We start from the raw sequence: 12,153 nt of genomic DNA on the forward strand, positions 1-12,153 counted from the left end.
GGGTCAGCTCAGCTCGATGTCCAGACCCAGTGTCCGCGCCAGCGCGACGAAGTTGGGGAACGAGGTCGAGACGTTGGCGCAGTCGTGGATCTCGATAGGGCCGGCGGCGCGCAAAGCCGCGATCGAGAACGACATGGCGATCCGATGGTCGCCGCGCGAATCGACCACGCCGCCGCGGAGGCTGCCGCCCTGCACGATCATGCCGTCAGGCGTCGGCCGGGCATCGATCCCCAGTGCAGTCAGGCCGTCGGCCATGACCTGGATACGGTCGCTTTCCTTGACCCGCAGCTCCTCGGCGCCGGTCAGCACGGTCTCGCCGCGGGCGCAGGCGGCGGCGACGAACAGGGCCGGGAACTCGTCGATGGCCAGCGGCACGGTATGCTCGGGAATGCGGATGCCGCGCAGTTCGCGGTGGCGGATGCGGATGTCCGCCACCGGTTCGCCGCCGACTTCGCGAGGATCGAGCATCTCGATGTCGGCGCCCATTTCGCGCAGGATTTCGATGACGCCGGTACGGGTCGGATTGATCCCGACATGCCGCAGGACGATGTCGGACCCAGGGCTGATCGCCGCGCCCACCATGAAGAACGCCGCCGAGGAAATGTCCGCCGGCACGTCGATACGGGTCGCGGAAAGCTTGCCGCCGGATCGGATGCAGACGCGGTTGCCGTCACGCGCCACCGGGTAGCCGAAGCCGGCCAGCATGCGTTCGGTATGGTCGCGGGTCGGCGCCGGTTCGGTGACGCAGGTCTGCCCTTCCGCGTAGAGGCCGGCCAGCAGCAAACAGGATTTCACCTGGGCGCTGGCGACCGGCATCGCGTAGTCGATGCCCTTGAGGGCGGCTCCACCGGCGATGCGCAGCGGTGCGGTGCCGGCTTCGGTGGTGTCGATCCGCGCGCCCATGGCGCGCAGCGGCTCGGTCACGCGACGCATCGGCCGGCGCACCAGGGAGGCGTCCCCGGTCAGCGTGGTGTCGAACGACTGGCCTGCCAGCAGCCCGCACAACAAGCGCATCGAGGTGCCGGAATTGCCGAGATCCAGCGCCGCCGCGGGCGGTTTCAGCCCGTGCAGGCCGACGCCGTGGATGCGCAGCCGGCCGTTCTCCGGGCCTTCGATTTTGACGCCCATGGCCCGGAACGCCGCCATCGTCGCCAGGCAATCCTCGGCCTCGAGAAAACCGCTGACTTCGGTGACGCCTTCGGCGAGCGAACCCAGCATCACCGAGCGGTGGGAGATGGACTTGTCGCCCGGCACCCGGATGTCGCCCTGCATCCGCCCGCCCGGCTTGGCAGTGAAAACCACATCTGTGTCATGCATGATTGTTTTCCGTCGACTTTAGAAATTTTTCGCGGGCGGCCCTGGCTTCGCTGAAGCAGGCGTACAAGCCGTCGGCGTCATCGGAGCGGACCAGTCCGGCCACCTCGCGCAGCGCCGTTTCGTATTCGCCCAGCAGCTCCAGCAGCGGTCCGCGATTGGCCCGGCAGATGTCCAGCCACATCTTGGGATCGCTGGAGGCGATGCGGGTGAAATCGCGGAAGCCCCCCGCGGCATAGCGGAAAATCTCCGCCTGCTCGTCTTTCCGGCCCAGCATCCGCGCCAGGGTGAAGGCCAGCACATGCGGGAGGTGGCTGGTCGCCGCCAGCACCTCGTCATGATGCCCGACGTCCATGCGCTCCACCCGTGCGCCCAGATGCATCCAGAACGCTTCCACCCGCGCCAGTGCGTCCGGCGCGCTCTCCGGCAAGGGCGTCAGGATGACCCGCTTGCCTTCGAACAGGCGGGCATCGGCCGCCTCCACCCCGCTGCGCTCGGCGCCCGCGATCGGATGGCCGGGAATGAAATTGGGCGGCACTATGCCGAACACCCGGAGCGCCGCCTCCACGACGTTGCCCTTGGTGCTGCCCACGTCGGTGTAAATGCAGTCCGGACGCCAGAGCGGTGCCAGCGCGCGGAACAGCGGCTCGATGGCGCCGACGGGCGTCGCGATGAGCACGAAATCGGCCGCTGCCACGCCTCGTTCCAGGCTGGCGCAGCCTTGATCGATGACGCCCAGGGTTTCGGCCCGCCGCAGGTTCTCCGGGTCCGCGTCGATTCCGACGATTTCCTCGCAAAACCGGCGGGCGCGCCGGGCCGCCGAACCGCCGATCAGGCCGACGCCGATGATGCAGAGCTTGCGGATCATCGGCCCAGCACGCGGTCCAGGGCGGCGAAAAAGACGTCGATTTCCTCGGCCGTGCCGACCGAGACCCGGAGATGGTTCGGCAATCCGTAATTCCCCACCGGACGCACGATGACGCCCTCTCGCAGCAGAGCCTCGTAGACCGGCGCGCCGGGACGGGCCAGGTCGAAGCTAACGAAATTGCCGGCAGAGGGAATGTAATCGAAATTCCGCGTCCGGAAACCGGCTTCCAGCCGGGCCAGGCCGGCGTCGTTCACCCGCACCGTGGCCTCCAGGAACTCGACATCTCCCAGGGCGGCGGCAGCCGCGGCGAGGGCCAATGCGTTGACGTTGAACGGCTGTCTGGCCCGGTTCAGCAGATCGGCGATTTCCGCGCCGGACACCGCGTAGCCCACCCGCAGGCCCGCCAGGCCGTAGGCCTTGGAGAAAGTGCGGGTGACAATCAGTTTGGGAAACTCGCCCAGCCACTCCAGCGCATTCGGATGATCGGGGGCATGCGCATACTCGAAGTACGCCTCGTCGACAACCGCAATGACCCTTTCCGGCAGCGCCGCCAGGAAGGCATGCAATTCGCTCCGGCCCAGCAGGGTTCCCGTCGGATTGTTCGGATTGGCGACGAAGACCACGCGGGTATGGGCATCGACCCGCTCCAGCATGGCTTCCAGATCGTGGCCGAAGCGCGGCCCCCGGCTGCCGTCGTGGGCCGGAGCAGCCTTTCCCGCCGCTCCGACCGTTTGGGTCGCGATCGGGTAGACCGCGAATGCGTGTTCGGAATACACCGCGTTGAGTCCGGGGGCCAGGAAGACACGGGCCACCAGGTCCAGCACGTCGTTCGAGCCATTGCCCAGGACGATCTGCGCGGGCTCGACAGCCAGTTTTTCCGCCAGCGCAGCTTTGAGCTCGAAGCCGCTGCCGTCGGGATAGAGATGGGTACCGCCGAGTATCTGCCGTACCATCTCCAGCGCCTTGGGACTCGCGCCCAAGGGGTTTTCATTGGAGGCCAGCTTGACGATGCGCTCCAGCCCGAATTCCCGTTCCAGTTCGCCGATGGGCTTGCCGGGCTGGTAAGGGGTCAGTCCGCGGATGCCGGGGACTGCGAGGGAAGAAATGCTCATGGCGGGATTTCAGCTCAGTGCGCGCGGATAGGAACCCAGGATGCGCATCATACTGGTCTGTTCCCGCACCTCGGCCAATGCCTGTGCCACGGTGAGATCGGCCTGATGCCCTTCCACGTCGATGAAGAAAAAGTAGTCCCACATGCCACGCCGGGAAGGGCGCGATTCGACCTTGGTCATGCTGATGCCCAGACGCGCGAACGGCTCGATGACCCGGTAGAGCGCGCCGGGGTCGTTGCGGGTGGACAGCAACAGGGAAGTCTTGTCGCGGCCGGTCGGACCCACCGGCTGGCCGCCGATGACGAGGAAACGGGTGGTGTTGTCGGGCTCGTCCTCGATATTGCGTTCAAGGATTTCCAGGCCGTAGAGAGCCGCCGCCACCTCGCCTGCGATCGCGGCGGTGCCGGCATTCTCCGCTGCGCGCCGGGCGGCCTCGGCATTGCTGCCGAGGGGGGTTCGCCGCGCCGCGGGCAGGAAACGGTCCAGCCACTCCCTGCACTGCGCCAGCGATTGCGGATGGGAAAACACCTCGGTCAGCGTATCCAGCGCCGCCGGTGCCTTGCATAGAAGATGATGATGGATGCGCAGCTGCACCTCGCCGGCGATGATCAGGCTGGAGCGCACGAAACTGTCCAGAGTGTGGGTGATGACGCCTTCGGTCGAATTCTCGACCGGCACCACGCCATAATGACAGGCGCCGCCTTCCACGGCCCGGAATATCTCGTCGATGGCCGGCAGCGGCGTGGCCTGGATGGCATGGCCGAAATGCTTGTACGCCGCCTGTTGGGTGAACGTCCCTGCCGGACCGAGAAAGGCGACGCTCAGCGGCTTTTCAAGGGCCAGGCACTCCGACATCACTTCGCGGAAAAAGCGGATCACCGCTTCCCTGCCGAGCGGGCCGGGGTTGTTCGCAGCCAGCCTTTGCAGTACTTCCGCTTCCCGTTCCGGCCGGTAGAAGCAGTCCGCCTCGCCCGCGGCGACCTTGATTTCCGCCACCTGCTGCGCGCACCGCGCCCTCTGGTTGAGGAGTTCCAGCACCCTGTCGTCGAGTTCGTCGATCCGCTTGCGCAGTTCCGCGAGAGAAGAATCGTTCGCCATGCCCTAGTCTTGAAAAGCCGCAGTAGCCGAGGATGGGTGATTGGAAATGGAATGAACGGACAATACCCCCGGGATTTTCCGGATCCTGTCCATGACGGTGGGTGGAACCTCCGCATTGAGGTCGATGAGTGTATAGGCGTATTCGCCTCGCGACTTGTTCACCAGCTCGAGAATGTTCAGGTTCGCCTCGCCCAGGGCCGCCGAGATCTGGCTCACCCTGTTGGGAACGTTTTCGTTGGCGACGCCGATGCGATGACCTTCGCCCCGCGGCATTTCGACCGTCGGATAGTTGACCGAATTGCGGATATTGCCGTTTTCGAGAAAATCACGAATCTGGTCCGCCACCATGGCCGCACAGTTGTCCTCGGCTTCCGCCGTGGACGCGCCCAGGTGCGGCAGCAGGAGAACCCCCTTCCGCCCCATGAGGCCAGAGGTAGGGAAATCGCTGACGTAAGCGGAGAGTCGGCCCTCGTCCAGCGCGGCGCAAACGGAGGGCTCGTCGACGATGCCGGCGCGCGAGAAATTGAGCAGTACCGCCCCCTTTTTTGCGGCCTCGAGCCGCGCGGCGCCGATCATGTGCCTGGTCTCGCCATTGAGCGGCAGGTGCAGGCTTATGAAGTCGGAACGGGCGATCGAGTCGTCGATGCCGGCGGCGCGGGAAACGGAGGCGGAAAGCTCCCAGGCCCGATCCACCGTGAGAGCCGGATCGAAACCGATCACGTTCATCCCGAGCGACACCGCGGCGTTGGCGACCCTGACGCCCACCGCTCCCAGGCCGAGCACGCCCAGTGTCTTGCCGGCCAGTTCGGTGCCGGCGAAACGTTTCTTGCCCTGCTCGACCGCCCGGCTGACGGTCTCGTCGTCGCCCGACAGCGAGCGGGCGAAATCCCAGGCTTCGCAGATATGCCGCGCAGCCAGAAGCATCCCGGCGATGACGAGTTCCTTGACGGCGTTGGCGTTGCCGCCCGGCGCATTGAATACCGGGATGCCGCGTCGGCTGCATTCCTCCACCGGAATGTTGTTGACCCCGACGCCGGCCCGGCCTATGCAGCGGACCGAATCCGGGATCGCCACCCCGTGCAGATCGAAGGACCGCAGCAAAATGGCATCCGGATGCTGGATCTCCGAGGCGACCTCGTAGCGGTCGCGCGCCAGGCGCTCCAGTCCAGCGACGGAAATGTTGTTGTATGTCAGTATCTTGTACATCGCGCGCCCCTAGCCGTACCTGCGCTCGAAGTCCGCCATGAAGGCGATGAGCGCATCCACCCCGGCTTCGGGCATCGCGTTGTAGATGCTGGCACGCAAGCCCCCGACCGAGCGATGGCCCTCCAGCGCCACCAGTCCGTGGCCGGCGGCCTCGGCCGCGAAGATCTTTTCCAGCCCGGCATCGGCCAGGCGGAAAGGCACGTTCATGCGCGAACGGAAGGCGGGATCGATCGGATTGGAATAGAACGCCGAGGCGTCGATGGCGGCATAGAGTTTTTGCGCTTTGCGGATGTTCTGGGCTTCGATGCCGGCCACTCCGCCCTGCTGTTTCAACCAGTCCAGCACCAGTCCGAGCAGATACCAGATGTAGGTCGGCGGCGTGTTGAGCATGGAGCCGTTGTCCGCATGCTTCTTGTAATCGAACACCGTGGGCGTACCGGGGATGGTCTTGCCGATCAGGTCTTCCCGGACGATGACCACGGTGATGCCTGCCGGCCCCATGTTCTTCTGGGCGCCGGCATAGATCAGGCCGAACCGGCTCACGTCGACCGGTCGGGACAGGATGTTCGAGGACATGTCGCACACCAGGGGCAGGCCGGCGGAATCCGGGACGTCCTGGAATTCCACGCCGTTGATCGTCTCGTTGCTGGTGTAATGGAGATAAGCCGCTTCGGAATCGATCCGCCATTCGCTGCGCGGCGGCACGGTCGTGAAACCGCCCGCCTTGGCGGTAGCCGCGACGCCGACCTGGCAATAACGGCTGGCTTCTTCCATGGCTTTTCCGGACCAGATGCCGGTATCGACATAGCAGGCCGCAGTCCGGTCACGCAGCAGGTTCATCGGCACCATGGCGAACTGGGCGGTGGCGCCGCCCTGCAAAAACAGCACCTTGTATTCCGGCGGAATGGCGAGCAGTTCACGCAGGTCGGCTTCCGCTCTTTCCGCGATGGCGCCGAAATGCTTGCCGCGATGGCTCATTTCCATCACCGACATGCCGCTCCCGCCCCAATCGAGGATGTCCTCCCCGGCGCGGCGCAGCACCGCCTCCGGCAGCATCGAGGGGCCCGCGCTGAAATTGTAGATGCGTGTCATGGATAGACTCCCGGTATGCGTTGGCGTGGAGGATGGCGTGAAGGCTCGGTATCCGAACTCATCGCCTTCCCATGGCCGGCATTGAACACCTGCAAGATTTCATTGATACCCCTGATCCGCCCGGCTGGAATCATTCCGATTCCGCGGTGTCTTCGGACCCGTCCTCCGGTTCTTCCCTTTCGGAATCGGGCAGATTGCCGATACGATCCATGCCGACGACCTTCTCGCCGGCGTTCAGCCGGATGACCGTGACGCCCTGAGTGTTGCGGCTCAGCACGGAGATTTCTCCCACCCGCGTCCGCACCAGGGTGCCGGCATCGGTGATCAGCATGAGTTCGTCGTCGTCCTCGACCAAGGCCGCGCCAACCACCGCGCCGTTGCGGGCGCTGGTCTGGATGGCGATCACGCCCTGCCCTCCGCGCCGGTGGCGGGGGAAATCCGCCACCGGCGTGCGCTTGCCGAAGCCGTTTTCGGTGATGTTGAGCACCGTGCCCTCGGCCGCGATGATCAGGGCGATCACCTTGCTGCCCTCCTGCAAGGTCATGCCGCGCACGCCGGCGGCGGTGCGGCCCATGGCGCGGACATCGGTCTCCTTGAAGCGCACCACCTTGCCATCGCTGCTGAACAGCATCACGTCCTGCTCGCCGTTGGTGATCGCCACGTTGACCAGACGATCATCCTCGCGCAGCTCGATGGCGATCTTGCCGCTCGGCCGCGGCCGTTCGAATTCGCTGAGCGCGACCTTCTTGACCGTGCCCGAGGCGGTGGCCATGAAGATGAAATGGTCTTCGTCGAACTCGCGGATCGGCAGGATGGCGTTGATGCGTTCGCCTTCCTCCAGCGGCAGCAGATTGACGAAGGGGCGGCCGCGGGCGGTGCGGCTGGCGACCGGAAGCTCGTATACCTTGAGCCAGTACACCTTGCCGGTGCTGCTGAAGCACAGGATGGTGTCGTGGGTGTTGGCCACGACCAGCTTCTCGATGTAGTCCTCTTCCTTGGTGGCCGCCGCCTGCTTGCCGCGTCCGCCGCGGCGCTGGGCACGGTAGTCCGACAGCGGCTGGGCCTTGACGTAGCCCTCGTGCGATACCGTCACCACCATGTCTTCCTCGGTGATCAGGTCCTCGGCGGACAGATCGAGGCGGTGGGCGATGATCTCGGTTCGGCGGGCATCGCCGAACTGTTCGCGGACGGCGGCCAGTTCGTCGCGGATCACCTGCATCAACCGGGTGTCCTTGGCCAGGATGTCCATCAAATCGGCGATCTGCTCCAGCAGCGCCCGGTACTCGGCGATGATCTTGTCCTGCTCCAAGCCGGTGAGGCGGTGCAGCCGCAGGTCCAGGATGGCCTGGGCCTGGGTCGGCGACAGGTAATACGCGCCCTCGCGCAGGCCGTAGATCGGGTCCAGATCGCGCGGCCGGGAGGCTTCGGCGGCGTCGGCCCGCTCCAGCAATTCGGTCACCGCACCCGGCCGCCAGGCGCGCGAGACCAGGCGCTCCTTGGCCTCGGCGGGGTTCGACGAGGTCTTGATCAGCTCGATGACTTCGTCGATGTTGGCCAGCGCCACCGCCAGGCCTTCCAATACATGCGCCCGCTCGCGAGCCTTACGCAATTCGTACAGGGTGCGCCGGGTCACCACCTCGCGGCGGTGATCGATGAAGGCCGCGATCAGCTCGCGCAGATTCATCAGGCGCGGACGGCCGTTCAGCAGGGCCACCATGTTGATGCCGAACACGCTCTGCATCTGGGTTTGCAGGTACAGGTTGTTCAGCACCACTTCCGGCACTTCGCCCCGGCGCAGCTCGATCACCATGCGCATGCCGTCCTTGTCCGACTCGTCGCGCAGTCCGGCGATGCCTTCGAGCTTGCCCTCCTTGACCAGCTCGGCGATTTTCTCCAGCAGCCGCGCTTTGTTCACCTGGTATGGCAGCTCGTTGACGATGATGCTCTGGCGCCCGCCTTCCTCGCCCTCGAACTGGCAGCGGGCGCGGAGGTAGATGCGCCCTCGGCCGGTGAGATAGGCCTCGCGGATGCCGGCGGCGCCGTTGATGATGCCGGCGGTGGGGAAATCGGGCCCGGGGATATGGGCCATGAGGTCCTGCACCGTCGCCTCGGGGTTCTCGATCAGCGCCAGGCAGGCATCGATGACTTCCCTCAGATTGTGCGGGGGGATATTGGTCGCCATGCCGACCGCGATGCCGGCCGACCCGTTGATCAGCAGATTGGGAACCCGCGTCGGGAGGACCGAAGGCTCCCTTTCGGAATCGTCGTAGTTGGGGACGAAATCGACGGTTTCCTTTTCCAGGTCCGCCAGCAGATCGTGGGCGATGCGGGCCATGCGCACTTCGGTGTAACGCATGGCCGCCGGCGGGTCGCCGTCCACCGAGCCGAAGTTGCCCTGGCCGTCCACCAGCATGTAGCGCAGCGAGAACGGCTGGGCCATGCGCACGATGGTGTCGTACACCGCCGTGTCGCCGTGCGGGTGGTATTTACCGATCACGTCGCCGACCACGCGGGCCGACTTCTTGTAAGGCTTGTTCCAGTCGTTGCCGAGCTCGTGCATGGCGTACAGCACCCGGCGATGCACTGGCTTGAGCCCATCGCGGGCATCCGGCAGGGCGCGCCCCACGATCACGCTCATGGCGTAATCGAGGTAGGACTGCTTCATCTCGTCTTCGAGATTGACCGGAATGATTTCTTTGGCGAAGGCTGTCATCGGACCTGAGCGGTATGGAATGGGCGCGGCGAGGACGCTTGCCCAGGATAGAATCGGGGCATTATAACAAAAGCATCATCCCTTGCCCCGCGCTCATTCCTGGGGCATCAGTGCCCTGACCGCGTCGTATTTCGGTGCGCCAGGCTGGTCCCGGTATTCGAGCAGCCCCCAACTGCCCCAGCGGGTCGAAGGACCGACGCTGTTCCACAGGTGGTAGAGTCCGCCGCCCGCGTCCCGCCAGTCTTCCAGATGACGAAGGTAGACCTCACCCATGCGCTCGTCCCGGTTGGCGGCCACGAACAGGGCGGTGATCGCCGGATCGTTGCCGGCTTCGCCCACCCCCACCAGATGCTGGCCGCCTTCGTAGGCCACCAGATCCAGCCCGTATTCGTGGGCAAGGCGTTTGTTTTCCTGCATCTGCCGCTTGGCTTCTGCCAAGGCGCCTCCGGCCGGGCCGCCGGGAAGTTCGCCGCCGTGGAATAATTCGGCGAAAAGGCGGTTCAGCCCCCCATCGGGATCGGCGCACCATCCTTTCACTACCGCCGCATGTTCGGGCAGGCCCAGGTAATGGCCGAAATAGGGGGCGATGGCCAACGCCCGGATATGATGCCGATAGCACGGCGCGCCGCCGCTTTCGGTTCGCCACAAGGGACAGTCCAGCGACTGGCGTGCGGTCCAGGGATTGGCCGCCTGGCTTCCCATGACGCAGACGACCCGCGCCCCCTCTTCCGCCCACACCTCCTTCCAGATGTCGCACACCTGCGCCGTCCGCATGCCGTACCATTGCAGCCTTTTGCCATAGGCGCTGTCGCCCGCGTCCGGCCATTTCGCCAGCGCCTGGGCTTCCATCCAGCGGCCGGCGAAGAAGACGTCGTTCCAGGCTTCGTTGCCGTACTCGACGTAGACCTTGCGGCCTTTGTCGAGCCCCTGCCGGATCAGGGCAGAGAACTGGCGAACGTAGTCGTCGTCGGCGTGGGCGGGCATGTTCACCCAGATGTCCGCCTGCAGCCGGTTGCCCAATGCCGGGATCATCTCGGCCGGCCCGCCATCGCGGTTGTCCTGCGCCCAACTTCGGCTTGCCGGCGTCGTGCGGTCAGCCCAGCTCAGCGCGGGCGAATCGTTGGTATTCTGGTAGGCCATGAAGCGGATGGCGCGGAACTTCGTCAGGTTGCGCAGGAAACGCGGATCGAAGAGCTGCGGCTGGCCCGCCTCCTCGAACGGCCGGCAGGCGCGCTGCTCGTCACACACCTGGGAATCCATGCAGTAGGCGGGCGCCGGCCCGTCGCACGGGCCGCCCTCGGCCATCACGCTGATATTCCGGAGGTAGTCGTCGCTGCCCGCGGGGTCCGTCGCCAGAATGGCCAGCTCGAACCAGGATTCGCTGCCGTCGCCGGTTACGTCGACGACTTCCCGTCCCGGTCTGGATAAGGCGGGATTGCGGACGGCTCCCCGCGCGTAGCCGAGCGTGCCCTGGCCTTGGTAGAAAACGAGGAAGCGCCCGGTCGGTCGCGAAGGGCTCAAGCCGGTCGGCACCAGCGTCGCGACGGAAGTGAAACGGCTGCCGGACGCCGCGTTTCCGGCGGGACCCGGCAAGGATTTTGGATAGCCCGCCGCATCCAGCGCCAGCTTGTCCTGCTCGAGCGTGTTCCAGGCGCTCGCGCCCGGAGGCCAGCCTCCCTCGCTGCAGCCCGGATCGCGCCCGGGCTGGCATTGGGTCAGCCACGGCCCCGACAGTTTGAACAGATCGACGAAAGGAATTTCGGTGCCGTAGTAGGCCAGGCCCGCGACGTTCACGCCGACGCCAAAGCCGGCGTCCGGCACCGGCGCCGGAGAATCCGAGTCGCCGCAGGCCGCCAGGACCAGGGCCAGCACTGCCGCATAAAGTCCGCCGTTCCCCCGGCCGCCCATCGGCCCGCCCGCCCGTCGAAGTCTCAAACCCGCCGGTTGCCGCGCATCCATACCTTGCCGCGGCGTGCCAGCGCGACCAGAGTCCGCACCAAAGGCCACCGGTCGTACCAGCGGTTGGGGTAGATATCGCTGCGCGAACTGCGCTGCCATCCGAGGCTGGGCACCGCCACCAGGGTAACGACATCGGGATTCCGCTGTCGGAAAGTCGAGTACGCTCCATCCACATGCATGGGTCCGCCGTCCGGATGGCCCGGCGGGCGCTGCAACAGGGCGTCGAGAAAAGCCAGGAGGCGTTCGATGACGGGACCGTTGACTGCATAGAAGTGGGCAGTGACGATGGGACCGGCGTAAGGCTCCAGATGCGCGTCGTCCAAGCCGGCTTCGGGAAGCTCCAGCACATGGCCGAAGAACGCGAAACCCCACGGGGTCTCCCGCAATTCCCCAAGCAGTTTTTCTTCGACCGCCGGAAAGCGCGCATCGATGGTGAGGTCATCCTCGAGTATCAGGACATTGCGGAGTCCCTGGGCCCTGGCTTCGCGCAAAATGCCCAGATGGCTCATGAAGCAGCCGTGCGCCCCGACGCTGGGGAACGGTCCGGCGGATTCGGGCCGGATCGCCGGGAAAAACTCCACCCGTCCGGGCTCAGGCGATAGTCCGATCCGTTTCAGCTCCTTTTCCATCTCGCGCCGGCGGTCTTTGCGTTCGGGCAGATTGATGATGTAGCAGCGGTCGAAATAATCCATCAGTCGCATGGCTCTACCCCTTTGCGGTCGATGCCGCCCATCATACCGCAGCCATCGTGCGGCTCGATGCATCTGCAGCCGGAGGGCGACGCACATGGC

9 protein-coding genes are annotated in these 12,153 nt (G+C 65.7%); all 9 read right to left on the reverse strand.

What is annotated here, in order from left to right:
- Positions 1 to 3: 3 nt before the first annotated feature.
- Complete coding sequence (gene aroA, locus GNH96_RS10625) at positions 4 to 1,317, reverse strand: 3-phosphoshikimate 1-carboxyvinyltransferase (protein ID WP_169603648.1); 1,314 nt, start codon at positions 1,315 to 1,317, stop codon at positions 4 to 6.
- Positions 1,310 to 2,182 carry a prephenate dehydrogenase gene (locus tag GNH96_RS10630; RefSeq protein WP_169603649.1) on the reverse strand — a complete coding sequence of 291 codons (873 nt, stop codon included), beginning with the start codon at positions 2,180 to 2,182 and terminating at the stop codon, positions 1,310 to 1,312. The genes aroA and GNH96_RS10630 overlap by 8 nt, the downstream gene beginning before the upstream one ends.
- Positions 2,179 to 3,294 (reverse strand): histidinol-phosphate transaminase, encoded by a 1,116-nt coding sequence (hisC, locus tag GNH96_RS10635; protein ID WP_169603650.1) that lies wholly within the window; start codon positions 3,292 to 3,294, stop codon positions 2,179 to 2,181. Before hisC ends, GNH96_RS10630 begins: the two co-directional genes overlap by 4 nt.
- A gap of 9 nt (positions 3,295 to 3,303) precedes the next feature.
- On the reverse strand, positions 3,304 to 4,392 hold the full coding sequence (gene pheA, locus GNH96_RS10640) for a prephenate dehydratase (RefSeq protein ID WP_169603651.1): 1,089 nt from the start codon (positions 4,390 to 4,392) through the stop codon (positions 3,304 to 3,306).
- Between the two features lie 3 nt (positions 4,393 to 4,395).
- Entirely contained in the window at positions 4,396 to 5,598 is a 1,203-nt protein-coding gene (locus tag GNH96_RS10645; RefSeq protein ID WP_169603652.1) for a 3-phosphoglycerate dehydrogenase family protein, read from the reverse strand.
- A gap of 9 nt (positions 5,599 to 5,607) precedes the next feature.
- Positions 5,608 to 6,690: a 3-phosphoserine/phosphohydroxythreonine transaminase gene (gene serC, locus GNH96_RS10650; protein ID WP_169603653.1), complete on the reverse strand. Its 1,083-nt coding sequence runs from the start codon at positions 6,688 to 6,690 to the stop codon at positions 5,608 to 5,610.
- Between the two features lie 130 nt (positions 6,691 to 6,820).
- Positions 6,821 to 9,403, reverse strand: coding sequence for a DNA gyrase subunit A (gyrA, locus tag GNH96_RS10655; RefSeq protein ID WP_169603654.1), 2,583 nt, complete (start codon positions 9,401 to 9,403; stop codon positions 6,821 to 6,823).
- Positions 9,404 to 9,496: 93 nt separating this feature from the next.
- Positions 9,497 to 11,311, reverse strand: a complete 1,815-nt coding sequence (locus tag GNH96_RS10660) for a cellulose-binding protein (RefSeq protein WP_228719821.1) — start codon at positions 11,309 to 11,311, stop codon at positions 9,497 to 9,499.
- Positions 11,312 to 11,334: 23 nt separating this feature from the next.
- Positions 11,335 to 12,063 carry a glycosyltransferase family 25 protein gene (locus tag GNH96_RS10665; protein ID WP_228719822.1) on the reverse strand — a complete coding sequence of 243 codons (729 nt, stop codon included), beginning with the start codon at positions 12,061 to 12,063 and terminating at the stop codon, positions 11,335 to 11,337.
- Positions 12,064 to 12,153: the final 90 nt, after the last annotated feature.

It is taken from the genome of Methylococcus geothermalis, assembly GCF_012769535.1.
Lineage (GTDB): Bacteria > Pseudomonadota > Gammaproteobacteria > Methylococcales > Methylococcaceae > Methylococcus > Methylococcus geothermalis.